Raw genomic sequence first — 24,914 nt, forward strand, 5'->3', positions numbered from 1 at the left:
TGCCCGCCTGGCCAGGCGCGGCGCGCCTTGCGTCCGGGCGCGAACGTACCCCTAGGAGCATCCCGATGAAACGGCTATTCCTTGTCCTGTCCACCTGCGTGCTGGCCGGTTGCGCCGGCACCGTCGCGACCAAGAGCGATCTGGCCACGTACGGCACGCCGCCCAGCGACGACGACCTCTACCAGTACATGTCCACGTTGCGGGACGCCATGCCCCCGACGCGCTATGTCAGCTACCGCGACAAGGGATATGCGGACTCCGTGAAGAAAGCCACGGTCATCGGCGAGGACGGCAAGCCGGTGTCCGGCTGGGAGTACGACTTCGAAGTGGCCGGCTACGACCAGATCGGCCCCGATCAGCCGCAATGGACGGCGCGGCGGGTCCTGTTCTTCAATGGCCGTCCGATAGGCGGCTTCGACGCGAATGGGAAGTTCATGCGTACCAGCGCACAGCCGGCGGCGCCTCAGGCGCCCGCGCCGGCGCAGCCGCGATAGGTCCGTTCCTCCCAACCCGCCGTACCGGAGAGCCATCATGCACAAGCATCTGCAGGCAGCCAAGCGCCGCCACCTCGACATCCTCGCCGCGGGCGCCATCATCGGGCTGGCCGCGGTCCTGGCCGGTTGCGCCAACCCGACGGCCTCATCGCGCGTCTACACCTTCGACCAGGCGCAGCGTGCGCAGACCGTGACCCTGGGCTATGTGATCGGGGTGCGGCCCGTGACGATCCAGGCCAGCCAGACCTCCGGCATGGGCGTCATCGCGGGCGGCGCCCTGGGCGCCGTGACGGGCAGCGCGATAGGCGGCGGCTCCGGCCGGCGCATCACCACGGTCGGCGGCGCGGTCGGCGGCGCCATGGCCGGCAACGCAATCGAGAACGCCAGCACCCGCAGGCAAGGCCTGGAGATCACCATCCGCCTGGACAGCGGCGACGTGCGCGTCATCACCCAGGAAGCGGATGTGCCGATTTCGACGGGACAGCGCGTCCAGGTCGTCACGCAGGGCGGCGTGAGCCGGGTGGTGGGTATTTGAGCGGTAATTGCGCGGTAAATGCGCGGTATATGCGCGGTATATGCGCGGTATTTCTGCGGCGCGCGTAGCAAGGGTGGGGCAGGGCGGCGGGGCATCTCGCGGCCCGTTGCGGCCCGTTGCGGCAATTAGACGGCCTATTTACCGCATAATGTGCGGCGAATAGCTTGCTAATGCGGTGATTGGCGCGCATAATCTCCGCATGAAAAGCGGAGATTACCTCTACCTCTGGCAGGATGCGGATTGGCCCCACTGGCGCTTTGATCTCGCCGCGCTGGCCGGGCCGCTGGCCGATGTCAGCCGGGCGCAGGGCCTGCTCATGGGTCGCCTGCGCGACGTGGGCATGCCGCTGCGCGATCAGGCCAGCCTCAGCGCCTTGACCGAAGACGTCGTGAAGACCAGCGCCATCGAAGGCGAGGTCCTGAACGTGGAGTCCGTCCGTTCCTCCCTTGCGCGCCGCATCGGCGTGGACATCGGCGCGTTGGCGCCCGTGGACCGGCACGTCGAAGGCGTCGTCGAAATGGTCCTGGACGCCACCGCCAACTGCCATTCTCCCGTCACGCGCGACCGCCTGTTCGGCTGGCATGCCGCGCTGTTTCCCACGGGCTACTCCGGCATGTCCAGAATCAGCGTGGGCGCGTGGCGGACAGACGCCGACGGGCCGATGCAGGTCGTTTCCGGTCCGATCGGCCGCCAGCGCGTGCACTTCGAAGCCCCGCCGGCCACGCGACTGGAGGCCGACACAGGCGCATTCCTGGCATGGCTGAACGGCGCGCTGCAGGGCGCCGGCCTGTACGCGATGCCGCCGCTGCTCAAGGCGGGGCTGGCGCATCTGTGGTTTGTCACGCTGCACCCCTTCGACGACGGCAACGGCCGCATCGCCCGGGCCATCGGCGATCTGCTGCTGGCGCGCGCCGACGGCAGTCCGCAGCGCTTTTACAGCCTGTCCGCCCAGATCCAGCGCGAACGCAACGCCTACTACGCCATCCTGGAGCAGACCCAGAAGGGGTCCATGGACGTCACGCAATGGCTGGCGTGGTTTCTCGCCACGCTGCATCGCGCGGTCGATCAGGCGCACGGCGTGCTGGACGGCGTGCTGGCCAAGACCCGTTATTGGCAGCGCTGGGCGGCCGAGCCGCTGAACGAGCGCCAGTCGCGGATGCTGAACCGGCTGCTGGATGGCTTCGAGGGCAAGCTCACCACCCGCAAATGGGCCGCCATCGCCAAGTGTTCGCCCGATACCGCGCTGCGCGACATCACCGACCTCCTGAACCGGAATCTCTTGCGCAAGACCGACGCGGGCGGGCGCAGCACCAGCTACCAGTTGGCGGACTGAACCGGGCAGGGCGCGTCTTAATATTCACTTCATCCTGTCGCGTATAGTCGGCGCATGCGCATCCTACTGGCCGAAGACGATGTATCCCTGGGCGAGTCGATCGAGTCCTGGCTGGAACTCGACGGCTACGTCGTCGACCGCGTGACGCGCGGCGACCTCGCCGAGACGTCGCTGGCCACGCACGACTATCACTGCGTGCTGATCGACCGGGGCCTGCCCGGGCTGACCGGCGACGACCTCCTGCGCCGGCTGCGCGCCCGGCGCGATAACGTGCCCGCCATCATGATCACCGCCCGCGACGCGGTGCCCGACCGCATCGAGGGGCTGGACCTGGGCGCCGACGATTACCTCGTCAAGCCGTTCGACCTGGAAGAGCTGTCGGCGCGCATACGCGCCGCCATGCGCCGCCGCGACGGCCATGCCGAACCCGCGCTCAGCCATGGCGGCGTGACGCTGGACGTCGCCGCCAAGCAGGTCCAGTTCCAGGGGGCGCCCGTGGACCTTACCGCGCACGAGTTCGCCATCCTGCACGCGCTCATCCGCCGTCCCGGCCACATCGTGTCCCGGGCGCAGTTGGAGGAATCGCTCTACGGCTGGGGCGACGAGGTCGAAAGCAACACCATCGAGGTCCACATCTACAACCTGCGCCGCAAGCTGGCCCCTGACCTCATCAAGACGGTGCGGCGCCAAGGCTACCGCCTGGCGGACTGACATGCGACGGCCCAAGACCTCCCGGCCCGCGCGCGGCTATTCGCTGCGCCGGCGGCTGATCACCACGACGCTGGGCTCCAGCATCCTGGTGGGGCTGATCAGCACCTTGATCGTGCTGGCGATTGCGCGCAACGAGGTCAACGACGCCTACGACGACTGGCTGGAAGAGGGCGCGCGGCTGGTCCTGGCGCTGGGCGAGGGCAGCATCGGCCGCGATGCGGCAGAACCCCGGCCCATCGGCGCCCAGCCCGCGCTGCGGCTGGACTACCAGCTCGTCTCGCGCAGCGGCGAGGTCCTGCTGCGCGGCAAAGACGCGCCCAAGCGGCCCTTCGTGGACCCGGAACGCCGCGGCGACCGTTACTACGACGTGCGCGCCGACGGCGAGGACTGGCGCGTCTATGTGCGCCACCACGACACGCTGGGTTTTTCCGCGCAAGTGGGGCAAGAGCGGGACGACCGCACGGATCTGATCTGGGACATGCTTGAATCGCTGGCCTGGCCGCTGGTCGGGCTGTGGGCGCTGCTCGGGCTGATCAACTGGATCCTGATCTGGCGCCTGCTCAAGCCGTTGGCGCGCATGACGCGCGGCATCGAGGCCAGATCGCCGTCGGACCTTTCTCCGCTGGCCGACGACAGCCGGGCGTACGAGGTCCAGTCGATCACCGCGGCCCTGAACCGCCTGCTGGGCCGCCTGGACCGGGCGCTGGAAGCCGAACGCCGCTTCACCGCCGACGCGGCGCACGAACTGCGCACCCCGCTGGCCGCCCTGGCGTCGCGCATCCAGGTCCTGCAACGCAGCCACCCGGCCGACCAGGCGCCCGCGCTTGCGGCGCAACTGCAGCGCCTGCGCGTCGACATGATGCGCGCCACGGCCCTGGTCGAAAACCTGCTCCAGCTCGCGCGACTGGACCCGCAATCGGCCGACGCCTTGCCGCGCGAGCGCATCGCCACGCAGGCGCTGCTGCAGGACGCCGCCGATGCCTGCGCGCAGGCGGCGGCCAAACGCAACGCCGTCATCACCATCGACGCACGCGAAAGCGTCCTCTACGGCAACCGCGATGCCCTGTACACGGCCCTGCGCAACCTGATCCACAACGCGGTGTCCTATGGGCGCGACGGCGGCCAGGTGCGCGTCGCCGCGCAGCGCGCCGGCCAGCACATCGCGCTGACCGTCAGCGATGACGGCGAGGGCGTGTCGCCGGCGGACCTGGAACGGCTGACGCAGCGCTTTTTCCGTGTCCTGGGCACCAATGTCGCTGGAAATGGCCTGGGATTGTCCATCGTGGCCCGGGTGGCGCAGGTCCACGGGGCCGAATTGCGGTTCGGGCCGGGGCTGAACGGCCGGGGGCTGGGCGTGACGCTGCTCCTGCCGCTGGAAGGCGCGGCGGCGACCGTGCAGGAAGGCTAAGGTCTGCTTCATCTTCGCGGCGTCAAATGACGCCATGTTCAACAACGATGCGCCCACCGCGCAAGGAGCCACGCCATGACCAAGACCCCTCGTCAATCGAACTTCGTTCGCACCTGCCTCGTGTCCGCCGCGCTGACCGCCGCCCTGTTCGCGGGCGGGGCGCACGCCCAGGGCTACACCGGGCCCAGCACCGGCAAACCGGCGGCCCAAGGCTACAGCGGCCCCAGCACCGTCGCCGTCACCACCGTCAAGGAACTCCTCGCCAACGGGCGCGACGACCAGAACGCCATCCTGCGCGGCCGCATCGTCTCGCACGATGGCGACGACCACTACACCTTCGATGACGGCACCGGCCAGATCCGCGTCGAAATCGATAACGACGACTTCCCGGCCGGGCAGAAGATCGACGACAAAACCCAGGTCGAACTGCGCGGCGAACTGGATCGCGACCGCAACAGCATCGAGTTCGACGTGGACAGCTTGCGCGTGATGTAGGGCGGCGACCGGGTCGCGCGAAGGCGGGCGCATACGTTATCCTGTCGGGCTGGCGCAAGCATGGCGCAAACCGGCCTTGTCCCGGGCGGTTCCGCCCATACTTGCACCAGGGCGCCTGATATCCCCATTCAGTCGTCGCGCCCGTCGCCCACCCGGCGACCCCGATCCGCCACCGAGTGCCTGTTTGTCGTGAACCCCGTTACACCCCAAGCCGCTGCCCCGCAGCCAGAAGCCTCCATCCGCGCCACCGTCCGGCTGCCCATCCGTCTTGCCGACGGTTCCGAGGCGCTCGCGCTGGCCTACAGCTTCCACGGCCTGGCCGATGGCCGCGACCATCTGGCGCTCAAGTTCGGCGAGCCGGGCGCAATGCCGCTCGTGCGCCTGCATTCCGAATGCATGACCGGCGACGTCTTCGGCTCGCTGCGCTGCGACTGCGGGCCGCAACTGCACGAAGCCTTGCGTCTGATGAGCAAAGAAGGCGGCTACCTGCTGTATCTGCGCCAGGAGGGCCGCGGCATCGGCCTTTACTCCAAACTGGACGCCTACCGCCTGCAGGAACTGGGCCACGACACCTACACGGCCAACCTGGAGCTGGGGCATGGCCTGGACGACCGCGACTACACGCCCGCAGCCCAGATGCTCAGGGCGCTGGACGTGAACGATCTGGAACTGCTCACCAACAATCCCGACAAGCGCACGCAATTGGAGCGCATGGGCATCCGCGTCAGCGGCTGCCGCCTGACCGGGGTCTATCCGAACGAACACAACAAGGGCTATCTGCTGGCCAAGGCCTTGCGGACTCAGCATCGGCTGGAGCTTGGGCAGACCGAAGATTGACCTGGTAATCGCCGGCGATGGGCAGTTGATGTCCCTTGGCGTTAATAGCCAGGTAATCAGCATGCTGCGGGCCTCTCAGACGCCATCGGCCCACGCCACGGCGTCGTGAGGATGCAGGCTTTCCAGATGCCGCACGTGGGTGCGGGAGGCTTTGAACCGCGGGCGCAGCGCGGATTGGATCCGGCGGGCGGCATCTTCGACGAACATCAGGTTTTGGCCGTTCAAGGCGGCAAACGCCTGTTCGTCCGCCCGCTTGACGGCCGTCTGCACAGGCGTCCCCAAGGCGTCCTCGATGGTATCGATCAGCGCCAACAGATTCCAGGTCTGCTCGTCGGGCGTCTGCGTTATTTCGACGCGGGCCTCGCTGCGCTGGCTGTGAGGGGTCGCAATGCTGGCATGCTGGCGCAGCCAGGCGGCCACTGCCTCGGGCGTGATGCTTTCCTGGTTTGCGAAGGCGCCAAGGAACGCTTGCTCAACCAGTTGCCGCGACAGGGCAGCCGAACAAGGGCAGGTAGAAGAGTAGGGGACCGTGACCTGGGTCTCAAGCGCATGGACGCCATCGTGTACCACCGCGCGCAACTGGACCGGGTAGGCCTTCCAGCCTGCCAGACCGTCGGACACCAGGGCGGGGCGGCGGACCAGCAGATCGAATGACAAGCGGACGCGCGCGCCCCGGCTTTCGCAGTCTTGATGGCTTGCCACCATGGCATCCAGCACGTTGCGCAGCGCGGCGGGCGTAAGGTCGTGGGGATCACTCAGGTGGTCCAGCTCCCGGTAGAGCCGCGACATGTGGATTCCCTTGACATGCCGCGCGGGAAGGTCCACTTGGACATCGGCGCGTGCATGGAGTATCCGGCGATAACCCGGCTCTGCCAGGACGACGGGCAGATCGATGCCTTGCATGCCCACCCATTCCAGGGAGCTCAGGCTCGGAGAAGACTCGTTGATTGAAACGTCGGGAAGTGCGGTGTCCACAATAATGCTCGGAATTGCGTTGGATTGCCCCCCACGCCACGCGCGGAAGAGCTTGTATGTCAGGCCCAGTTCGGAAAGGGGTTCTTCCAGGTCTTCCAGACGTGCGGACCCTGGGCCATCTCTTGATCGGTGAGCAAACACGCGTCAAAACGGGCTCGCAAGGCAACCTCGTCCATATCCATGCCTATCACCACCAGCTCCTGGCGCGCGTCGCCTACGCCGTCGACCCAATTCTTGCGGATGATCGCCACGTACTCGGGGTCCTCGGGCCAACGTTCCGGGGGCATGGCAGCCCACCAGTAGCCGGCCGCCCCGTGGCGGGCCACCGCGCCGGCCTGCGACCAGGAGCCAGCCATCTCCGGATGGCTGGCCAGCCAGAAATAGCCTTTAGAACGCACAACGCCGGGCCATTCGCTCTCGACATAGGCAAAGAACCGTTCTGGATGGAAGGGACGACGAGCCTGATAGACAAAGCTTCGGATCCCATATTCCTCGGTTTCCGGCGTATGTTGCCCCCGCAGTTCGCGTAGCCAGCCCGGTGCCTTGGAGGCCTCATCGAAATCGAACAACCCGGTGTTCAGCACCCTGTCCAGGGGCACCTTGCCGAACTCGGCCGTTTCAATGCGGGCGCGGGGGTTGAGCTTGCGCAGGATGGCCATCAGCCGCTCGCGCTCATCGGCTGCGATCAGATCCACCTTGTTCAGCACGATGACGTCACAGAACTCGATCTGTTCGACCAGCAGGTCGACCACCGTGCGCTCATCTTCCTCGCCAAGGGATTCTCCGCGCTCCTGCAAGCTCTCGCGTGAGCTGTAGTCGCGCAGGAAGTTGTATGCGTCGACCACGGTCACCATCGTGTCCAATCGGGCAAGCTCACCCAGACAGCGCCCATCCTCGCCCTCGAACGTGAAGGTTTCCGCGACGGGCAAGGGCTCGGAAATTCCGGTGGACTCGATGACCAACTGATCGAAGCGGCCTTCGTTGGCGAGCCGTTCAACTTCAATGAGGAGGTCCTCGCGCAAGGTGCAACAGATACAGCCATTGCTCATCTCGACCAGCTTCTCGTCCGTGCGGGACAGCTCGGCGCCGCCTTCGCGTACGAGCGCGGCATCGATGTTGACCTCGGACATATCGTTGACGATCACCGCAACGCGCCGGCCCTCGCGATTGTTCAGGATGTGATTGAGCAGCGTGGTTTTCCCGGCGCCAAGAAAGCCGGAAAGGACCGTGACAGGCAGATGGCGGTCCTTCGCTTGGGGTAATCCGGTATTCATGTTCTATGAAAGCGTCAAAGAGGATGAGTGAGACTGCGGGGGTGTTGGCTCAACGCGGGTGGGCAGGTCCGATAGAAAACGGGACGACAGGCCAGCAGTCAGCGCGATGTTATAACATAACATTAAAGGCACATTGGATGTCGGCGATCCGGCATCGACGTTGCGCGTCTCTGCCTGCGTGCTCAGTGGCTAAGGAAGAGCACGCGGCCAGGCGCCTCTTACTCCGACCCTGTCGAATCCAACGCGCTGGCGCTTAACGCCATGCTATGGCGTTCCGTTTTGATTGAGTCCAGCATGACCCGCTTGTTCTCGCGGCTGCGATACGCATGCTCGCGCATGAGGCTTTCCGCACGCGCTGCTTCACGTCGAGTAATGGCTCTCAGCAAGTCTTCATGGTCCGCTTGCGCGCGAAGGACGTAAGGTGTCTCGACCGTAGACGGTGACGACGGCAGGGTCAGTGCGGCCGGTCCGGCCAAAGGCGTTTTGTTGTTGTGCTCCAACGCGGAAAGCAAGGCGCGATTGCCGGCGGCCTCGCAAAGGATCTCGTGGAACTGCTGGTTGATTCTGCCCCAGGCTCTTGCGTCCACAAGGGCGTGGGGGTCATGTACAGCAGGCGCGAGCAACTGACGTCCCGCGTCAACTGCCTGGGTCAGGCGTACGAGAACATCCGGAGATACGCCGCGTTCCGCGAGTAGACGTACTGCCATCCCCTCAAGAACTCCACGCACGTCAACAGCATCCGCGATTTCTTCGACCGTGAAGGCGCGAACCCGAAACCCGCGTGAGGGAAGTCGTTCCAGCAAGCCTTCCTTTTCCAGCTCCGTCATCGCGATGCGCAGCGGTGTACGCGACACCCCAAGTCGGGCCGCGAACTGAAGCTCGACGACTCGCTCTCCAGGTGTCAGCTCGCCCGAGAGAATCATGTCACGCAGCTCTGAGATGACTTTGTCGATTTGTGCGGCCATGGTGGTCCGTCCCTCCTTAGGCCCACAGTGTAGCGGCTCATTGCATGCAATGGTGCGGGCTTCAAAGCAAAAAAACTTGCGAAATCTCAATATTGCATGCAATATAAATAAAAACGGACCAAAGACAGTTGATTTTCAACGTCTTTGCATGCAAAGGCGTTCAGCCAATGTTTTCGGACGAGACGTTGGCCTGACAGGAGGAGACAAGATGAAGCTTCAAAGCTTCTTGCACGCAGGCGTGCCGGCATGGGGTATACGCGAGGGCGACCATGTCCGGCTCATGACCAAGCATTGGCCTGACGCAAGCAGTGCGCTGGCTGCCGGGCCGGATAGCCTCGCGCAAGCGGCGCGGGAACCCGGGGCCGCACTGAAGGCAGCCGGACTGCAATGGTTGCCTCCCGTTGTGGCACCGCGGAAGGTACTTTGCGTGGGATTGAACTATGGGCGCCATGTGATGGAGGCGGGCCGGGACGTTCCCAAACACCCATCGGTTTTTGCTCGATACATCGATTCCCTGGTGGGCCACCAGCAATCCGTGTGGCGGCCCCGAGTCTCGGAAAAGCTCGATTTCGAAGCCGAGCTGGCCGTCGTCATTGGCCGCGGCGGGCGCCACATTCCCGTCGAACGCGCGCTCGAGCATGTTGCTGGCTACACCTGTATGGCCGAGAACTCGGTGCGCGACTTTCAAAAGCACAACGCGCAGGTTACGCCGGGCAAAAACTTCGAGCGGTCAGGCGCGTTGGGGCCGTGGCTGGTCACGGCCGACGAGCTGCCTGATCCGACTGCGTTGCGCGTGCGCTCGTACCTCAACGGCGAGCTGATGCAGGACGGCGCAGTGTCCGACCTGATCTTCTCAATCCCGACACTCATCGCGTACATCAGCACCTTCACGCCACTTGCAGCGGGCGATGTGATCGCCACGGGAACACCCGAAGGCGTCGGGGCCACCCGACAGCCGCCACGCTTTTTGCGCGAGGGGGACGTTTTCGAAGTGGATATCGCCGGTGTCGGCAGGCTGTCGAACCCCGTGATTAACGAACCAACCGAGCAGGGCTGAGCCATGACGCAAGCGATTCGATATCTTTCCGAAGCCGACGTGGTTAGCGTGCTGGACATGCCGCGTGCGATCGATTCTCTGGCCGCCACGTTGGCGCTCCAGGGCCGTGGCCTCGCCCGCAATGTGCCCAAAGCACTGGCCACCTGGGGCGACGGCAGTTCCATGCATGCTTTGGGCTCAGTTGTGCAAGGGACCGGTGGTGTCTGCGGTTTCAAGAGTTGGGTGCATACGCGCCAAGGTGGCGGTTCGGTGTTCACGCTGTTCGATGCCGAGCGAGGCACTTTGCTGGCCGTGATCGAAGCGCGTGCGCTCGGAATGTTGCGGACGGCGGCAATCACCGGCTTGGCTACGCGCATGTTGGCGCCCGAGACGGCTCAGCATGCGGCACTGATCGGTACGGGCCCGCAGGCGGTAACGCAGCTCGCGGCGCTGGCCGCGGTTCGCAACCTGCAGTCCATACGTGTTTACAGCCCGACGCCGGAGAAGCGCGCTGAGTTCGTGCGCCAGGCGCAGGCTCGCTACGAGTTCCCCATCGTGGAAGCGATCACTTTGGACCGCGCGCTGGCGGGCGCCGAGATCGTGACCTTGATCACGCGCGCCGAACACCCCTTTGTCAATGCGGCCGCCTTGCGCGACTGCCGTCACCTTAACGCTGTGGGGGCAATTTTGCCGGCCAAGGCGGAGTTCACACAGGACGTCTTCGAGCTTGCCGACCTCGTGGTTGTTGACGATCTTGAGAACGCGCGTCGCGGTTCCCGCGAACTCCGCGAACGCTATGGCGCAGGCGATGACCCGTGGCAGGGCGTGTCGGTGCTGTCCGATCTCCTGGCAGGCGATACAGGCTCGCCACGTCCGGCGAAGGCACGAATGACCCTGTTCAAAGGAATGGGAATGGGGCTCTCCGACCTGGCTTTGGCCCGGGTGGTGTATCAGGCCGCGTGTGATCGCGACCTAGGCCAGTGTCTGGCTCCGCAAACACGCGAAAACCTGCTGCTCGCGCGCTGACGGCGGCCCCCCAAAAATCAATCCGGCGGACTGAACCTGCCGAAAGACGAGGAGAACGAGATGTTCGTGGACGTGAGTGGGGCGGCGCCCCGACAACAGAATATGTGGCCGTCGGTCGTGATAGCCAAGGAAGACATTGATCGGGAAATTGAGCGATTGATCGACGCACCGCGCCCGGCCAACGGTCGGCGCGCCAGCTTGATCGTTCATCCCGAGGCGACCGCGCCGGGTTTGGGGCTGGCGCCGGGAACCGATGTCACGATCAACGTGGTGAATCCGGGAGAAAGCACACTGAACCTGCGCAAGAATTCCAACATGCTGGAGATCTGTATCAGCGGGGAAGGGGTGGCAAAGGTTGGCGGCCGCTCCTTTTCCATCGGCAAGTGGGATGTCTGGAACACCCCCTCAATGCAGATTCATAGCTATCGAAACGAAGGCAAGACACCCTGGGTGCGGTTGTCGTACTCCAATGCGCCGCTACTCGAGAAGCTTGAGGTGCATTTCGTTGAGGAATTCGAAGGTGAGGTGGCGCCATCCGACGCCAACACCACGCGTCGTGAAGGGCCACCATCGGGAGTCGCTCGTGCGCGCGACCTGGCGCTCAACGCGCCAGTTGGCACCGAGGGTGCGCGGCTGCTGGGCTATGAATGGTTGATCGATATCGACGTGCTTGAGTCGAAGCCACTGCATTGGCCCTACGCAAGCGTGGCAGCGCATTTGCCGTCGGTAGAGGACATCGCCAAGGGTTACAACGGCCGCCGTCTGTTCGTGCTCTACAACCCCGCCACCGAGCGGCGCATCGGCACCACCCACAGCTTCTTTGCCACGATTTCGAGTTCCCCCCCTGACAACCATCATGTCCCGCATCGCCACAGTTCTTCCGCCATCAACTACTACCTGCGCGGTGAGGGCTATAGCAAGGTCAACGGAGTGCGCCTCGACTGGAAGGCCGGCGATCTGATCTTGTCGGCGCCTGGCTGGGCCATGCATTCCCATCACACTAAAAACAGCACCACATCTTCGCTCACGGTCCAGGACCATCCACTTCAGATCGCGATGGAGTCCCTGATCTGGCAGGAGCGGATGCAAGAACCCATTCTCGCGCTCGGGAGCCAAGGCGGCTTCGAAAGCAACAGGGCCCAGCTCGCCGCGGCGCGCTGATATCAACTGCAAGGATCCGTACTGATATGCCCCATCTCAACGACGTTTCCGCAGCGGCGCTGCGTGCCGAACTGCGTGATCTCTACGAGGATTACGCCTTGTGCCTGGACGAGGGTGAACTTGAAGCCTGGCCGGACTTCTTTACTGAGGATTGCCACTATCGCGTGTTGTCGCGCGAGAACCACGACGCCGGCCTGCCGTTGGGCCTGATCTACTGCATGAACAAGAACATGCTGAAGGACCGGGTTACGGCGCTACGTGAGACGACCATGTTCGAACCACGTTCGCTGCGCCACTTCATCAGCGGCGTGAAGGTGCGGGAGCAACATGCAGACCGGGTGGTTGCTCAGGCCAACTTCGCCATCATGGAATCGCTCTCGGATCGCGAACCTAGCCTGAATATGGTGGGCCGCTACCTCGACACCTGGAGGCAAACGGACGCGGGCTGGCGACTGGCCAGCCGCGACTGTGTCTACGACAACTACCGCGTGCGTACGTCGCTCATCATTCCCGTCTGAATCTGGAATCCGCCATGACCTGCACTCATACCCACCCCACCGAGGCCTGTTCCTCTCACGCGCCGGCCATCGCCGAGCAACCTATCCATATCGAACGCCGCTGGCCCGAGGAAGGCCACACTCGCATACCGAACTGGGTTTACACCGATCCTGCCGTATTTCAAAAGGAGATGGACGTCTTCTTCAACGGCAAGACCTGGAACTACATTGGATTGGAGTGCGAGGTGCCGGAAGTCGGTTGCTACAAGCGCAACTGGATAGGCACCAGCCCAGTCATCATGGTGCGCACCGACAGCGGCGAGATCGCTGTGCTCGAAAACCGGTGTGCGCACCGTGGTGCGCAAATCTGCTGGCAGAACACCGGCAAGGTGAAAGACTTCACATGCCCCTACCACCAGTGGAACTATGACTTGAACGGCAATCTGCAGGGCGTGCCGTTCCGCCGCGGCGCGATGGGCAAGGGCGGCATGCCACGCGATTTCGATCCCAAGCAGAACGGGATCCGGAAACTCCGCAGCGTCAATCGTGGCGGATCGATCTGGGCGACGTTTTCGGATGAGGCGCCCAGCTTCGAGGACTTCTGCGGGGCCGAGGTGTTGGCAGAAATTGATCACATGCTGCCGGGAAAGAAGCTCAAATTGCTTGGGTATAGCCGCCAATTGATTCCCAGCAATTGGAAGATGTACTTGGAAAACCTCAAGGATCCCTACCACGCCACGCTGCTGCACACGTTCTATATCACTTTCGGCCTGTGGCGCGCCGATTCCAAATCCGAGTGCATTCCGACCGGCGGCGGCGCGCACAGCGTGATGGTGTCGCACAACGAAGGGAAGAAAGTCACGGAGGCGACTTCCGAGATGAGCCGCTTCCGCAATGACCTGGAACTGCTCGATCTGGAAACCGTAACGCCCAGGCAAGAGTTCAACCGGGGTCGCGTCGGCGGCGCGTGGGTGTTTCCGGCTGCGCAGTTCGGCATCCAGGCCAACTCGCTCAAGACGCGGCACGTGATACCGCGTAGCCCGACTGAACACGAACTGGTCTTCACCTATTACGGCTACGAAGACGACGATGAGGAAATGACGCGATTGCGTCTAAAACACGCCAATTTGCTTGGACCGGCGGGGTTCGTGTCGATGGACGACAGCGAAATGCTCAACCAGGTCCAGATTGGCGTCACCGGCTATCCCGATGCGCGCGGCATCGTGGAGATGGGTGGGCGGGACACGGAACCCGCTGACTACATGGTGACCGAGGTGCTCATCCGGTCGTTCTATCAGTATTACCGCCAGGCAATGGGGTTTTGATCATGGTCGATACCGAAATTTGGAAACCGGTGGCGCTGGTGAAGGATATTTCGCCGGACACGCACACCCTGCGCGTGATGCTGGAAGGGGAGGCCGTCTGTCTCTATGACTTGGACGGAAAGGTTTGTGCGACGCAGGACAAGTGTCCGCACGGCAATGCCAGTCTGGCCGAAGGCTGGGTCGAGGATGGCACGGTCGAGTGCCCGTTGCACCAAGGCGTGTTCGAAATCGCCACAGGCAAACATCAGTGTCCGCCCGTGACCTCCGACCTGCGCTGTTATGAAGTCCGGATCGAGGACGGCACCGTGTTCCTACGGTCCGAGGCGGCATGAGCGCGCCCGGCACCATGCTGATCGTTGGCGCGGGCCAGGCGGGTGCGTGGGCGGCGCGTACGCTGCGCGAGAGCGGGCATGCCGGCCGCATCGTGCTGTGCGGCGCGGAAAGACACGCACCGTACGAGCGCCCACCCTTGTCGAAGGGGCTGATTACTGGCGTCAGCAGCGTGGCGGATTCCGAGGTTCTCGGGCTTGCCGAAATGGAGGATCGAGCGATCGAATTCCTGCCATCCCTGGAAGCCGTGAAGATCGATCCGGCCAGCCGCGCCGTGTTGTTTGGCGACGGGCAAAAAATCAGCTATGAAAAGTTGCTGCTGGCAACCGGCGGAAGTCCCTGCCGCCCGCGTCTGCCGGGGCTCGACAGCCCGCGGGTGCACACGTTGCGCACGCTTGACGATGCGTTGGCGCTGCGGCGGGCATTCGCCCAAGCGCCGCGAACCGTAATCATAGGCGGCGGCTGGATTGGGCTGGAGACAGCCGCTACGGCGTGTTCGTTGGGCTGTTCGGTTTCCGTGATCGAGGCCAGCCCACGCCTTTGCGGCCGCAGCCTGATGTCGCCGGTGTCGGAGTGGCTACTTGAACGCCACGAGGCCGCCGGCGTCCGCGTACGGCTGGGGCATGGCGTGACAGCGCTCAACGACGATGCCGACGGCATTCGCGTGCGCCTCGACGACGGCAGCGTGATCGTGGCCGATCTGGTGTTGGTGGGCGTGGGCATGCAACCCAACGACGCGCTTGCCCGCGAGGCAGGGTTGGACTGCGGGCAGGGCGTTCGTGTCGATGCCGCTTGCCGGACCTCGGATCCGCACATCTATGCGGCTGGCGATGTGGCGGTGCTGGCGCATCCCCGCGCGCCGCAGGGGCTGCGTCTCGAGTCGTGGCAGAACGCTCAGGATCAGGGCGTCGCGGCAGCGCGCGCAATGCTGGGGCAGACGGTCGCTTACATGCCGGTGCCGCTGCTTTGGTCCGAACAATATGAACACATGATCCAGATCGCAGGTTTCCCGAATCTGGCGCAGCACACACTGTGGCGCGCCACGCCCGGCGGCGGCAGGCTTTACCTCGGCGTGGATACCAGCGGCGTAACGGTCGCGGCGGTCGGCATCGATGCCGGTCGGGACTTCCGAGCCGCTCGAAAATCTGTCGAGCAGAACGCGCAAGCGCCGCTCGCCGGCTACCAATCCTGTGACGCCTCAGCCCCCGCCGGGTCGTCCGCGAACTCGGAGTTGACGGCATGAACGATAAGACCCCCCCACGCTGCGAGGACGCCGCTGCGCAGGTGCTGATTTTCTTTGAAGCGCTGGACCAGCGGCGTCACGGCGATGTTGCCAAGCTGATGGCCAGCGATGGAACCTGGCACCGGCAAGGGCGCGCGCTGACCGGTCCCGACGAAGTGGCGGCGGCGCTTGCCACACGTGACCCCGCTCGCCAGACGGCGCACATCGTCACCAACCTACAGGCGGAGCTTACCGATCCCGGCCGCGCGCGCGTGCGCTTCTATCTGCTTGCTTACGAGAGCCGAACCGACGGGGGTACGCAGGACGCAGCACCACGTCTGGTCGCGATCCGCTTCTGCACTGACGAGCTTGTGCATGGCGAATCAGGCTGGCGCTTCGCCAGCCGGGCAAGCCACCGCCACCTGCCTCCTGAGGCGCTTGCGCGCTGATACCCGAATCCCTTTCCTAATAGAGGTCATTCATGGCTCTTGACGCCACCCTCATTGATGCCATTGCGCGCCGCCTACACGAGGCGGAACGCTCCCGCACCCAGATCCGACAAATATCTCTCGATCATCCCGAGATGGATATCAAGGATGGTTACGCGATTCAGCGCCGTTGGGTCGAACTCAAACTAACCGAAGGCCGCCGACTGGTGGGTCACAAGATCGGTCTTACCTCTCGTGCCATGCAATTGTCGTCGCAGATCGACGAGCCCGATTTCGGTGCGCTGCTCGACGATATGTTGTTTGCTGACGGGGCGGTGATCGACCGTGATAGATTCATCGTGCCGCGACTGGAGGTCGAACTCGCATTCATTCTGGACAAGCCGCTGCGGGGGCCGAACGTCACGCTGTTCGACGTGCTGGATTCGGTGCGATACGTGATTCCGGCGTTGGAGATCATTGATGCGCGATCTCATCAGATAGACCCCGAATCCCATCGGCCGCGCAAAGTTTTCGACACCATCGCCGATAACGCCGCCAACGCCGGGGTCGTGATGGGTGGTCGTCCGGTCCGCGTCAATGATGTCGACCTGCGCTGGGTTGGCGCCATCCTTTCGCGCAATGCCGTGATTGAGGAGACCGGCCTCGCCGCCGGCGTCCTGAACCATCCGGCGAACGGTGTGGTGTGGTTGGCCAACAGGCTTGCCGGCCACGACGTGGGCCTGGAGCGCGATCAGATCGTGCTGAGCGGATCCTTCACGCGTCCCGTCTATGCCGAACGCGGCGATGTCTTTCATGTCGACTACGGCCCGCTGGGTGCCGTGAGCTGCTGCTTCAAATGATGGCCATGAAAACACCGAACAACACTTTCAAAGCCGCGCTGGCGCGCGGCGAATCCCAAATCGGTCTGTGGCTGGGGCTGGCCAATGGCTATGCCGCGGAAGTGGTGGCGGGTGCGGGTTTTGACTGGCTGCTCATCGATGGCGAACATGCGCCCAATACGTTGGACAGCATTCTGGCGCAGCTGCAGACATTAGCCGCCTATCCATTGGAACCCGTGGTGCGCCCAGCCTGGAATGATCCCGTCGAGATCAAACGCCTACTCGACTTGGGCGCGAGAACGCTGCTGGTGCCGATGATACAGAGCGCCGATGAAGCCGCCGCGGCGGTGGCGGCGATGCGGTATCCGCCGTCCGGTATACGGGGCGTGGGGAGTGCACTGGCACGGGCTTCGCGCTGGCAACGACTGCCTGCCTATCTGGAGGAGGCTAATGGCGCAATGTGCACGCTCGTTCAGGTCGAAACCCGGCGCGGGATCGAGGCCCTGGACGAAATCTGTGCCGTTGACGGCGTGGACGGCGTTTTCATCGGACCGGCGGACCTCGCGGCCGACTATGGGTATCTGGGACGGCCTGGTGATCCGGCAATGCAAGAGGTTATCGAGGCCGGATTGAAGCGCATCCGGCTGCATGGCAAGGCGGCGGGCATCCTGGTCAGCGACCAGAAACTCGCAGCACGGTACATCGAATGCGGCAGCTTGTTCACTGCCGTGGGCGTGGACGCCACGTTGCTTGCTCGGGCAGCAACCGATTTGGCTGCGCGGTATGGCCGCGCCGCCACCAGCGGCGTGGCGGGCATTTATTGAATCAGAGTCGGCGGACATTTCGCCGAGGATTCTGCACACCGAAAGGCCAGGATAAGGCCATCGGAAACCTATGGAGACAACGATATGAGTTTCGGCAAGTCGAAAAGGGCCCTGTGGGCCATCAGCATCGCATCCTTTATCGCATCGGCCGCACCGGTCAGCAGCGCGATCGGTGGCGATTCTTGGCCCAGCCGGCCAATCAACCTGATCGTACCGTTCCCGGCGGGCGGCGGGGGAGACACGCTGGCGCGGCTGATCAGTGAGCCGCTGGCGCGCGAACTGGGCCAGACCATCGTGATCGAGAACAAGCCAGGTGCCGGCGGCAATATCGGGACGGCCACTGCGTCTCGCGCGGAACCCAACGGCTATACGCTGGCGTACGCTACCAATGGCACGCAGGCGATCAATCACTGGCTCTACAAGACGACAGGATTCTCCCGTGACGATTTCGAACCGATTTCGCGCCTGACCACGATCGCCGCCGCGGTCGTGGTCAATCCCAATGAGCCTTACCGCTCGCTTCAAGAACTGCTCGACGCCGCGCGTGCGAAGCCTGGTTCGCTCACCTGTGGATCAGCCGGCAACGGCACGACCTCGCACCTGGCCTGTGAACAGCTTAAGCAGATGGCAGGCGTAAGCATTGTTCACATTCCCTATAAGGGAGGAGCGGCGGCAATGACCGACCTGATGGGTGGCCGGCTTTCCCTGCTGATCGACGTGATGCCAAACGTCGCACCGCAAATTAAAGCGAATCGCTTGCGAGCGCTTGCGGTCACCACCAGCGAACGCGTAGCCTCCGTGCCTGACATTCCTACCGTGGCCGAGGCGGGCGTTCCGGGGTACTCATTCTTTGCCTGGGACGCACTGTATGCACCCAAAGGGACACCGACTGCGGTACTGGATCGTGTGAACGCCGCCGTGCACAAAATTCTGTCTCAAGCCGAAGTGCGATCCCAATTGGAGGTTAGGGGGGCTCAGCCCGCACCGACGTCTCGCGAAGGACTGAAACAGTTCTCAAATGAAGAGTATGACCGATTGGGCAAGGTCGTTCGTACTGCCGGCGCCATGATCGACTGAGTCATTTAACGGATGCGTTGGCGGCGACTACCAGTTCGCCGTCAACGCCGTATCGAAGCAGAACGTTGCGTGAGTGAACCAAACGCCGAGTTTCTCTGGAGGAATGGCATGTGAAGCGCGCGATGTTGGCGCGTTTGGATAATTATCGTTAGTGCGCATAATGTGTATTATGTAAAGTAACGGATAGGCCAAGCTACCGGGTATTCGCCCCTGCCGCAACGCTTCGACAAGACGCCTCTCCCGGCTGGCACGTCGCGCGCCGCCCAGTACAGCCAAGGCAGCAGACACAAGCCGTTACTGACTTATCTGCCCAACGGGGCTCATGATGGCACCGTAATCGGTCGCGTTTCTGGATCCGCCGCACGCCCGCACCTCCCCGCACGACTCAGACCACAAGAAAACGTTTGCGGTCTTGCCCTCGTATCCAGTTCGGCGGCCTGCCGATGCCGTTCCATGTCTGTCCCGTTTCGGGATGGCGATACCGCACCAGATCGGAAAGATCAGGGCCGAACAACTGACCTTGCGTGATTCCGTATTCTCGAATTTTCTGGCGAATGTCCGCCACTAGCAGCTGCAACGCCTGACGGCGCAAGTGTTCCGCCTCGACTTCGAGGCTGCGTATGCGCTCCTTGACCTGCCGGTAGTCTTGCGTCATGGATTCACCCGGTCTGAAGTTTGCAATCAATAAGAGAACCCGCCCCGTCTGTGGGGGTTATCCGAAAAGCGAATTCTCCGAGGAGTTTTTGCAATGCCGATTCAAGCCGTCTACATGCAGCACGTCTATGCGGGGCTCGAGCCTTTGCAGGCTTTCGATGTCGTGTATGGCGGCAGCTTCGAGCACCGATTGATCTCGTCCAAGCTCGCGGAAATGGAGCATCAGCGATTGACGCTCGGCGAAGTGCGGCTGGAGACAGGCCGCTACGAATTCCCGGTGATCGCCCATGGCACCATGCCCACGGACGGGATCTGCATCGGATTCATGGCGGAAGGCGGCGAATGGACCCGCTGCAATACGGCCGCGATCCACTCCGAAGAGATACAGGTCTATCCGGAAGGCATCGAGCTTCTGTATCACGCCAGCGGACATTCCCGCTGGGTGAACTTCACGGCGCCCGAAGGACAAATGCAGCAGATCGCGATTGCGCGTACGGGCCGGCCCTTGCGGCTGCGCAGGCATGGGCTGCATTCGATACATCTGCGACGGGGCGGACGGCTGGCGTTGACCACGCTCACCAGCGATGCGCTGGGGCTGGCGCGGCGGCTTCAGGCCGATGGCGGCATGGCGCCGGCGCTGGCCGAAGAGGTATGCGAGTCGTTGCTGACAGGCTACGTGGACGCCCTCTCCGCGGCGCCGCCGCCATGCAAGCCGGAAAAAATGGCCGTGGAACAACGCCATTACCATTTGATCGCTGCGTGCGAACGGCTGGTCCTGTCCGGCGAAGCCACCGACGTCGCGCTGACGGACGTGGCCCGGCGCAGCGGCTACACCCTGCGCTCGCTCGAGATGATTTTTCGCCGCAGCGTCGGCATGCCGCCCGGGCGGTGGTTCATGACGGCGCGGCTGAACGGCGCATTGCGCGATCTGCTGACTTGCGGCCCCGACGCCACGGTCTCCGACATCGCCTTGAAGTGGGGTTTTCGGCACATGTCGCGCTTTGCCGAGTACTACCGCAACACGTTCGGCGAGTTGCCCAGCGCCACCCTCGCCCGCTCGAGCCCCCGGCCCTGATTCTGTAGCCCCGTCCATCAGAAGCTCACCGCCAGCCCGACCGAGAAGCCGGACACGTTGTTGCCGAACACGTAGCGGCCCACCAGGCGCGTGCGGGTGATGAACAGGTTGTAGGCGCTTGAATCCAGTTCCAGGCCCGCGCCCACGGAAGTGAGGCGGTCAAACCCGAGGATTCCCTTTTGATCGCCCAGGAATTCGGAGTGGGTCAGTTCCAGCACGTAGCGCAGCGGCCGCTGCAGCGCGACGATGCCCGTGGGCGCCCGATAGCGCGCCCATAGATTGGCGGATTGCGCGATGGCATTGCCGCTTACCGCCGCGGAGCTGTCGAAGCTGCTCAGGCGGATATCGGAATAGCGCAGTTCCACGTCGACCTCGTAGCCCGGCCGGTAGTGTTCGTAATCCAGCATGATGGAACCCCCCAGCCCATACGCGTTCAGGGAGCCCCGGTCCAGGAAGTCGACATCCCTGCCGGTGCGCTGCCCCACATACCAGCTTGCGGCGCGCAGGTCGCTGGTCACATTGCCCAGCGCGATGTTGAAGATGGGACGCAGCTTGAGTTCATCGGTCAGCTTGAAATCCCAGCCGATACCTCCCGTGGCCGAGACGCTGTTCCATTTGGCGGGGATGCGCCGCGTTTCGGCGCCCTGCGAGGCGACGAAGGTCGGATCGTATCGGCTGCCGGCCAGCACGCCTTCCAGATAGATGGGTACGGAATCGGAAATCGTGTCCCCTCCCCCCAGCTGCGTCATGAAGAACTGGGTGGATCCCGAGGTCGAGCCCCCGCCGCTGCCGATGTTGAGCGAGCTGGTCGTGATGTCGGGAACAATGGAGAACGACATCAGCGCCAGCACGCCGTTGGCGCGCTTCTGCAGGTCGTCATTGCTCAGGCGCACGCCCTCCTGGGCCCAGGCGGCGGCTGGCGCGCCGCACGCCGCCGCCAGCGTCCATGCCCCGAAACCTACGGCTGCCCGCTGCGCCAAGCGCTCGCCACCGGTGGCCATGGGCTTCTCCTAGCGCGTGCCGCCGTCGGGATCGACCATGGATTGCCTCTGCGACAGCAGCAAGGCATCGCTCTGGTCGATGCGTATCGTGCCGATACGGGGAAACTCGAAATCGATGATGATGTACAGGGCCGCCGTCATGACGACGGCGTACACCACCTGGTGCAGTAACGTCCCGCGCTTGGAAGCGCCGAGGTTCAGGCCGACCAGGCCGGCCGCCACCAGGGTCAGGAAACCCAGGAAGGCGTAGGTCGCCACGGGAGGATGCACTTTCTGCGCCACGGTCTGGGAGGTGGCGACATCGAACATTTCGTTGACCGCGCCGACGTAGGACGCGGCAAAGGGCGGCAGGCTTGCGCGCGCGGCCTGCATCGACGTGCCCCAGATTTCCTTTTGCAGCGCCCCGACGCGGCCGGCGACGACGTCGCGCTGCTCCACATCGGCCACGCTGCGATAGTAGTTGATGCGCTCGTCGACATAGCGGCGGAATTGATCGCGCAGCCGCGGCTGCTCGGCCGCGTTGACCATGTCGATGCGCAGCCACGCCGTCCCGATGGCGTTGACCTCCTGGACCAGCAGATCGCGGCGGTCGGCCATCCGCTGGGCGGCGCCCGAGAACGTAAAGGCCACGAGCAAACCCAGCAGCGCGAAGACCGAGCCTTCGATGATGGAGACGCCCGAGGCGCCCTTCTCCTCGTTGCGCCCGGCCACCCATTTCCCGAGCTGCATGGCCGCCAGCAGCAATACGAAGAACGCGACTGCCAATCCGGCAAGAAGAAGCGAGTAGTTCATTCGGTCACCCGGTGCATCGTGATGGTTAACGGCGCAGGTTGCTGCTGGCGCCAGCCCTTTGCATTGTTCATCTGGTGTCGGTCCCCGCCATGAACCAGCGCAGATAGGGATTGTCCCGCGCCCGTTGCGCCAACGCGTCCGCATGCCGGCCCCACTCCTGCCGGTCCCCGCGGTAGGCGGCCAACGCGCTCCGATAGAACAGATCGAGAACGGCGCGTTCCTGCTTGATGTCGGCGGTCAGGGCCGGGGCGCCGCCGCCCAGAGGCGGTTCGCCACGCAGCGCCAGCAAGGCGGGCAGCGTATGCACGATTTCGCGCGGCCTGACCCAGGCGGCGTACTCGATGGCGGGACGATCGTCCGTTACGGGCGGTGTTTGCCCCGCAAAGCGCGCCAAACCTTCCCTGTCCGTCACCCACGTCGCCAGCAGCGCGGCGGGCGAACCGACGCCAACATCCGCAAGGGCCTGGCGTAGCCGCGGGTCGGCCATGCGCCCTGCTATCCGCGCCGCGTCCAGGGGCATTGGCTGCAGGGAGCCGACCAGCAGCATCTCGTGCAATTCTGTCGTCCACAGCGTGGCATGGGGAAACACGGCAATGAAGCTGGCCACCAGTGCCCGGGTGTCGTCCAGGTTCTGCGTGGGAAGCGGCAGCCACTGCGCAACCACCCCTTGAGGATTCAGGCGCGTGGCCGCCAGTTCATAAAAATCCTGCGAATAGAGGTTGACCACGCCCGCGGCCGAGGGCGGCGGCGGTTCAAGCGTGATCAGGTCATAGCGCTCCTGGCTGGTGAGCAATTCGCGCCGTCCGTCGCGCAGACGGCGATCCAGGCCCGGATCGGCTGCCGCGTCATAGCTGCCTTTGAACAGCGCGCCGGCCCGCAGGACGCCGGGCAGCAATTCCGCGACCACGCGCCGTTCCAGGCCCGGGTATCGCGACAAGGCCCCGGCCGTGATGCCTGTGCCATAGCCGATTACCAGCGCGGAGCGCGGCTCGCCCGCGTGGACGACGAGCGGCAGCAGCGCCTGCAGCCGCATATAGCGCAGCGACGGCATGGCGTCGCCGGAGTTGGAAACGCCCTGGATGTAGAGCCGCCGGAACCGCTGCTCGCCTTCGCCGCGTTCCACGACTGCGACCGTGCCTCCCCGGCTTTCGTCGTAAAAGACCAGCTTGCCGTCTTTGGCCCCCGGCAGCCGCCGCGCCAGGTGATCCGCCGGCAGCGCCCAACCCAGGATCAGCACGGCGCCAAACAGGGCAACCGCCACCGCGCGGGTCATCGGCGCGCCGGTGCGCCAGACCGCCGCGATGCCGACGGCGCAGGCGGCTGCGGCCAGGACCGCGAGCGCGTGCACCGTGCCCAGGCGCGGCAACAGGACGAATGCCACGACCAAAGTGCCGGCGATCCCGCCCAGCGTATTTCCCGCCAGGACCAGCCCCGCGCCCTGCCCTCGCCGGTCGGCAGGAACCGCGATGCGCAGCACGGCCGGAAAGGCCGCGCCGAGCAGCAGGGTCGGCAACAGCACCACCCAGGAGGCGACGACCGCGAACCGGGCGCTCATGCCGGCCAAGCCGCTGTCGCTCCATTGCCGCACCGCGGCCTCGGCCATCGACTGGGCATCGATGAGCCACGGGCCCAGCAGCACCACTTCCAACAGCGCCACCAGACCCGCGCCGGCGATCAGCAGCGCAAATACCCGCCAGGGGTCGCGCAGGCGATGCTCCCAGCGCGCGTATAACGCGGCGCCCAGCGCCAGGCCGGACAGATAGACGGCCAGCACCACGGAGAACGCGAAAGCCCGGGTGCTCATGAAAGGCACCACCATCTGGGACCACAGCACTTCATAGCCCATCGCGATGGCGCCCGCCGCGCTGTACAGCCCGATGGCCAGCCAGGCTTCGCCCGACAAGGCCCGGGCAGGCGCGGCGGACGGGGCGCGCGGCGCGGGGGCCGGCGCGCGGCGCTGCAGCGCCCAGGCGCCCGCCGCGGCCGCAAGATTCAAGGCGGCCGCGGCGCACGCCGTGCGCCCCACGCCGTAGGCGGGAATCAGCACGAAGGCAGGCAGCAGCGCGCCGGCGATGGCGCCCGCGGTATTGGCGGCATACAGAATTCCGCCGGCCCTGCCGACCTGGGCCGCGCCGCAGGCCCGCAACAGCACGGGCAGCGTCCCGCCCATCAGCATCGGCGGGATGGCCACCACGGCAAGCAGCGTCAGCCAGGCCCCCCAGGACCAGGCCTGTTCGGCGCGCGCAAACTGCGCCGCGCCATGCGAGAGCGCCCAGGTCACCCCCAGGGCAAGCAAGGCCACGCCCAGTTCGATGCCCGCATACAGCCGCAAGGGGTTGGCGCTGCGGTCAGCCACGCGCCCCAGCCAGGCGCTGCCCACGGCCAGGCCGAAAAAGAAGGCGCTGACGGCAAGGGCGATGGCATGGACCTCCACGCCCACGATCAAGGAGAGCTGTTTGATCCACAGAATCTGGAAGATCAGGGCAGCCATGCCGGAAACGACGAGCAGGACCGCCGGCGCCCACAGGCCCCCGACCGCCCTCGCCCGCGCGCCGGCCGTTGCGTGGACCGGCATCTTTCGCACCGAAGCGTTCATAACC

General features: G+C 64.6%; 26 protein-coding genes. 19 read left to right on the plus strand and 7 right to left on the minus strand.

What is annotated here, in order from left to right; genetic code table 11:
* The first annotated feature begins 65 nt into the window (after window positions 1–65).
* The 7 genes from BXA00_RS23605 to ribA all read left to right on the plus strand — a co-directional run bounded on the left by BXA00_RS23605 (window position 66) and on the right by ribA (window position 5,813).
* Window positions 66–494 carry a hypothetical protein gene (locus BXA00_RS23605; RefSeq protein WP_076520815.1) on the plus strand — a complete coding sequence of 143 codons (429 nt, stop codon included), beginning with the start codon at window positions 66–68 and terminating at the stop codon, window positions 492–494.
* 37 nt (window positions 495–531) lie between these two features.
* Complete coding sequence (locus BXA00_RS23610; protein WP_076520816.1) at window positions 532–1,029, plus strand: glycine zipper 2TM domain-containing protein; 498 nt, start codon at window positions 532–534, stop codon at window positions 1,027–1,029.
* Between the two features lie 199 nt (window positions 1,030–1,228).
* Window positions 1,229–2,362 carry a Fic family protein gene (locus BXA00_RS23615; RefSeq protein ID WP_076520817.1) on the plus strand — a complete coding sequence of 378 codons (1,134 nt, stop codon included), beginning with the start codon at window positions 1,229–1,231 and terminating at the stop codon, window positions 2,360–2,362.
* A gap of 54 nt (window positions 2,363–2,416) precedes the next feature.
* Entirely contained in the window at window positions 2,417–3,073 is a 657-nt protein-coding gene (locus BXA00_RS23620; protein ID WP_076520818.1) for a response regulator transcription factor, read from the plus strand.
* Window position 3,074: 1 nt separating this feature from the next.
* Window positions 3,075–4,481 (plus strand): ATP-binding protein, encoded by a 1,407-nt coding sequence (locus BXA00_RS23625; protein WP_076520819.1) that lies wholly within the window; start codon window positions 3,075–3,077, stop codon window positions 4,479–4,481.
* A 75-nt stretch (window positions 4,482–4,556) separates the two neighbouring features.
* The gene (locus BXA00_RS23630; protein ID WP_076520820.1) at window positions 4,557–4,976 is read left to right on the plus strand and encodes a YgiW/YdeI family stress tolerance OB fold protein; all 420 of its coding nucleotides are present in this window, start codon (window positions 4,557–4,559) and stop codon (window positions 4,974–4,976) included.
* Between the two features lie 255 nt (window positions 4,977–5,231).
* A complete protein-coding gene (gene ribA, locus BXA00_RS23635; protein WP_369825620.1) occupies window positions 5,232–5,813 on the plus strand; it encodes a GTP cyclohydrolase II RibA in 582 nt (193 codons plus the stop codon).
* 75 nt (window positions 5,814–5,888) lie between these two features.
* Here the strand turns inward: ribA and folE2 are convergent, their stop codons facing one another.
* The 3 genes from folE2 to BXA00_RS23650 all read right to left on the minus strand — a co-directional run bounded on the left by folE2 (window position 5,889) and on the right by BXA00_RS23650 (window position 9,027).
* Window positions 5,889–6,788 (minus strand): GTP cyclohydrolase FolE2, encoded by a 900-nt coding sequence (gene folE2, locus BXA00_RS23640; protein ID WP_076520822.1) that lies wholly within the window; start codon window positions 6,786–6,788, stop codon window positions 5,889–5,891.
* A gap of 59 nt (window positions 6,789–6,847) precedes the next feature.
* On the minus strand, window positions 6,848–8,062 hold the full coding sequence (gene zigA / locus BXA00_RS23645; protein WP_076520823.1) for a zinc metallochaperone GTPase ZigA: 1,215 nt from the start codon (window positions 8,060–8,062) through the stop codon (window positions 6,848–6,850).
* A 218-nt stretch (window positions 8,063–8,280) separates the two neighbouring features.
* The gene (locus BXA00_RS23650) at window positions 8,281–9,027 is read right to left on the minus strand and encodes a GntR family transcriptional regulator (RefSeq protein WP_076520824.1); all 747 of its coding nucleotides are present in this window, start codon (window positions 9,025–9,027) and stop codon (window positions 8,281–8,283) included.
* A 208-nt stretch (window positions 9,028–9,235) separates the two neighbouring features.
* Between BXA00_RS23650 and BXA00_RS23655 the strand changes: the two genes are divergently transcribed.
* The 11 genes from BXA00_RS23655 to BXA00_RS23705 all read left to right on the plus strand — a co-directional run bounded on the left by BXA00_RS23655 (window position 9,236) and on the right by BXA00_RS23705 (window position 18,792).
* Complete coding sequence (locus BXA00_RS23655; protein WP_076520825.1) at window positions 9,236–10,084, plus strand: fumarylacetoacetate hydrolase family protein; 849 nt, start codon at window positions 9,236–9,238, stop codon at window positions 10,082–10,084.
* A 3-nt stretch (window positions 10,085–10,087) separates the two neighbouring features.
* Window positions 10,088–11,089 carry an ornithine cyclodeaminase family protein gene (locus tag BXA00_RS23660; protein WP_076520826.1) on the plus strand — a complete coding sequence of 334 codons (1,002 nt, stop codon included), beginning with the start codon at window positions 10,088–10,090 and terminating at the stop codon, window positions 11,087–11,089.
* A gap of 60 nt (window positions 11,090–11,149) precedes the next feature.
* Window positions 11,150–12,250, plus strand: coding sequence for a cupin domain-containing protein (locus BXA00_RS23665; RefSeq protein WP_076520827.1), 1,101 nt, complete (start codon window positions 11,150–11,152; stop codon window positions 12,248–12,250).
* 26 nt (window positions 12,251–12,276) lie between these two features.
* Window positions 12,277–12,768 carry an aromatic-ring-hydroxylating dioxygenase subunit beta gene (locus BXA00_RS23670; protein WP_076520828.1) on the plus strand — a complete coding sequence of 164 codons (492 nt, stop codon included), beginning with the start codon at window positions 12,277–12,279 and terminating at the stop codon, window positions 12,766–12,768.
* Window positions 12,769–12,782: 14 nt separating this feature from the next.
* Entirely contained in the window at window positions 12,783–14,072 is a 1,290-nt protein-coding gene (locus BXA00_RS23675; RefSeq protein ID WP_076520829.1) for an aromatic ring-hydroxylating dioxygenase subunit alpha, read from the plus strand.
* 2 nt (window positions 14,073–14,074) lie between these two features.
* Complete coding sequence (locus tag BXA00_RS23680) at window positions 14,075–14,404, plus strand: non-heme iron oxygenase ferredoxin subunit (protein WP_076522091.1); 330 nt, start codon at window positions 14,075–14,077, stop codon at window positions 14,402–14,404.
* A complete protein-coding gene (locus BXA00_RS23685; protein WP_076520830.1) occupies window positions 14,401–15,645 on the plus strand; it encodes an NAD(P)/FAD-dependent oxidoreductase in 1,245 nt (414 codons plus the stop codon). The genes BXA00_RS23680 and BXA00_RS23685 overlap by 4 nt, the downstream gene beginning before the upstream one ends.
* Window positions 15,642–16,073: a nuclear transport factor 2 family protein gene (locus BXA00_RS23690; protein WP_076520831.1), complete on the plus strand. Its 432-nt coding sequence runs from the start codon at window positions 15,642–15,644 to the stop codon at window positions 16,071–16,073. Before BXA00_RS23685 ends, BXA00_RS23690 begins: the two co-directional genes overlap by 4 nt.
* A gap of 32 nt (window positions 16,074–16,105) precedes the next feature.
* Window positions 16,106–16,912: a 2-oxo-hept-4-ene-1,7-dioate hydratase gene (gene hpaH, locus BXA00_RS23695; protein WP_076520832.1), complete on the plus strand. Its 807-nt coding sequence runs from the start codon at window positions 16,106–16,108 to the stop codon at window positions 16,910–16,912.
* Window positions 16,913–16,917: 5 nt separating this feature from the next.
* Window positions 16,918–17,715, plus strand: coding sequence for a 4-hydroxy-2-oxoheptanedioate aldolase (hpaI, locus tag BXA00_RS23700; RefSeq protein ID WP_076522092.1), 798 nt, complete (start codon window positions 16,918–16,920; stop codon window positions 17,713–17,715).
* A gap of 84 nt (window positions 17,716–17,799) precedes the next feature.
* The gene (locus tag BXA00_RS23705) at window positions 17,800–18,792 is read left to right on the plus strand and encodes a tripartite tricarboxylate transporter substrate binding protein (protein ID WP_076520833.1); all 993 of its coding nucleotides are present in this window, start codon (window positions 17,800–17,802) and stop codon (window positions 18,790–18,792) included.
* Between the two features lie 385 nt (window positions 18,793–19,177).
* Here the strand turns inward: BXA00_RS23705 and BXA00_RS23710 are convergent, their stop codons facing one another.
* Complete coding sequence (locus BXA00_RS23710) at window positions 19,178–19,447, minus strand: H-NS family nucleoid-associated regulatory protein (RefSeq protein WP_076520834.1); 270 nt, start codon at window positions 19,445–19,447, stop codon at window positions 19,178–19,180.
* Between the two features lie 93 nt (window positions 19,448–19,540).
* Between BXA00_RS23710 and BXA00_RS23715 the strand changes: the two genes are divergently transcribed.
* Window positions 19,541–20,521: a helix-turn-helix transcriptional regulator gene (locus BXA00_RS23715; protein WP_076520835.1), complete on the plus strand. Its 981-nt coding sequence runs from the start codon at window positions 19,541–19,543 to the stop codon at window positions 20,519–20,521.
* Window positions 20,522–20,538: 17 nt separating this feature from the next.
* On the opposite strand, the gene BXA00_RS23720 is transcribed toward BXA00_RS23715, so the two are convergent.
* From BXA00_RS23720 to BXA00_RS23730, 3 genes are all read right to left on the minus strand, one after another.
* Window positions 20,539–21,522 carry a hypothetical protein gene (locus tag BXA00_RS23720; protein WP_076520836.1) on the minus strand — a complete coding sequence of 328 codons (984 nt, stop codon included), beginning with the start codon at window positions 21,520–21,522 and terminating at the stop codon, window positions 20,539–20,541.
* 9 nt (window positions 21,523–21,531) lie between these two features.
* Window positions 21,532–22,314 carry a hypothetical protein gene (locus BXA00_RS23725; protein WP_076520837.1) on the minus strand — a complete coding sequence of 261 codons (783 nt, stop codon included), beginning with the start codon at window positions 22,312–22,314 and terminating at the stop codon, window positions 21,532–21,534.
* 67 nt (window positions 22,315–22,381) lie between these two features.
* Window positions 22,382–24,889 carry a fused MFS/spermidine synthase gene (locus BXA00_RS23730; RefSeq protein ID WP_231952146.1) on the minus strand — a complete coding sequence of 836 codons (2,508 nt, stop codon included), beginning with the start codon at window positions 24,887–24,889 and terminating at the stop codon, window positions 22,382–22,384.
* Between the last annotated feature and the right edge of the window lie 25 nt (window positions 24,890–24,914).

Source organism: Achromobacter sp. MFA1 R4 (assembly GCF_900156745.1).
Lineage (GTDB): Bacteria > Pseudomonadota > Gammaproteobacteria > Burkholderiales > Burkholderiaceae_B > Achromobacter.

Excerpts from the sequence above, each read along its gene's own strand:
- BXA00_RS23605 (WP_076520815.1), top strand. The coding sequence starts at position 66 with ATGAAACGGCTATTCCTTGTCCTGTCCACCTGCGTGCTGGCCGGTTGC.
- BXA00_RS23610 (WP_076520816.1), top strand. The coding sequence starts at position 532 with ATGCACAAGCATCTGCAGGCAGCCAAGCGCCGCCACCTCGACATCCTC.
- BXA00_RS23615 (WP_076520817.1), top strand. The coding sequence starts at position 1,229 with ATGAAAAGCGGAGATTACCTCTACCTCTGGCAGGATGCGGATTGGCCC.
- BXA00_RS23620 (WP_076520818.1), top strand. The coding sequence starts at position 2,417 with ATGCGCATCCTACTGGCCGAAGACGATGTATCCCTGGGCGAGTCGATC.
- BXA00_RS23625 (WP_076520819.1), top strand. The coding sequence starts at position 3,075 with ATGCGACGGCCCAAGACCTCCCGGCCCGCGCGCGGCTATTCGCTGCGC.
- BXA00_RS23630 (WP_076520820.1), top strand. The coding sequence starts at position 4,557 with ATGACCAAGACCCCTCGTCAATCGAACTTCGTTCGCACCTGCCTCGTG.
- zigA (WP_076520823.1), bottom strand. The coding sequence starts at position 8,062 with ATGAATACCGGATTACCCCAAGCGAAGGACCGCCATCTGCCTGTCACG.
- BXA00_RS23650 (WP_076520824.1), bottom strand. The coding sequence starts at position 9,027 with ATGGCCGCACAAATCGACAAAGTCATCTCAGAGCTGCGTGACATGATT.
- BXA00_RS23655 (WP_076520825.1), top strand. The coding sequence starts at position 9,236 with ATGAAGCTTCAAAGCTTCTTGCACGCAGGCGTGCCGGCATGGGGTATA.
- BXA00_RS23660 (WP_076520826.1), top strand. The coding sequence starts at position 10,088 with ATGACGCAAGCGATTCGATATCTTTCCGAAGCCGACGTGGTTAGCGTG.
- BXA00_RS23665 (WP_076520827.1), top strand. The coding sequence starts at position 11,150 with ATGTTCGTGGACGTGAGTGGGGCGGCGCCCCGACAACAGAATATGTGG.
- BXA00_RS23670 (WP_076520828.1), top strand. The coding sequence starts at position 12,277 with ATGCCCCATCTCAACGACGTTTCCGCAGCGGCGCTGCGTGCCGAACTG.
- BXA00_RS23675 (WP_076520829.1), top strand. The coding sequence starts at position 12,783 with ATGACCTGCACTCATACCCACCCCACCGAGGCCTGTTCCTCTCACGCG.
- BXA00_RS23680 (WP_076522091.1), top strand. The coding sequence starts at position 14,075 with ATGGTCGATACCGAAATTTGGAAACCGGTGGCGCTGGTGAAGGATATT.
- BXA00_RS23685 (WP_076520830.1), top strand. The coding sequence starts at position 14,401 with ATGAGCGCGCCCGGCACCATGCTGATCGTTGGCGCGGGCCAGGCGGGT.
- BXA00_RS23690 (WP_076520831.1), top strand. The coding sequence starts at position 15,642 with ATGAACGATAAGACCCCCCCACGCTGCGAGGACGCCGCTGCGCAGGTG.
- hpaH (WP_076520832.1), top strand. The coding sequence starts at position 16,106 with ATGGCTCTTGACGCCACCCTCATTGATGCCATTGCGCGCCGCCTACAC.
- hpaI (WP_076522092.1), top strand. The coding sequence starts at position 16,918 with ATGAAAACACCGAACAACACTTTCAAAGCCGCGCTGGCGCGCGGCGAA.
- BXA00_RS23705 (WP_076520833.1), top strand. The coding sequence starts at position 17,800 with ATGAGTTTCGGCAAGTCGAAAAGGGCCCTGTGGGCCATCAGCATCGCA.
- BXA00_RS23710 (WP_076520834.1), bottom strand. The coding sequence starts at position 19,447 with ATGACGCAAGACTACCGGCAGGTCAAGGAGCGCATACGCAGCCTCGAA.
- BXA00_RS23715 (WP_076520835.1), top strand. The coding sequence starts at position 19,541 with ATGCCGATTCAAGCCGTCTACATGCAGCACGTCTATGCGGGGCTCGAG.
- BXA00_RS23720 (WP_076520836.1), bottom strand. The coding sequence starts at position 21,522 with ATGGCCACCGGTGGCGAGCGCTTGGCGCAGCGGGCAGCCGTAGGTTTC.
- BXA00_RS23725 (WP_076520837.1), bottom strand. The coding sequence starts at position 22,314 with ATGAACTACTCGCTTCTTCTTGCCGGATTGGCAGTCGCGTTCTTCGTA.
- BXA00_RS23730 (WP_231952146.1), bottom strand. The coding sequence starts at position 24,889 with ATGCCGGTCCACGCAACGGCCGGCGCGCGGGCGAGGGCGGTCGGGGGC.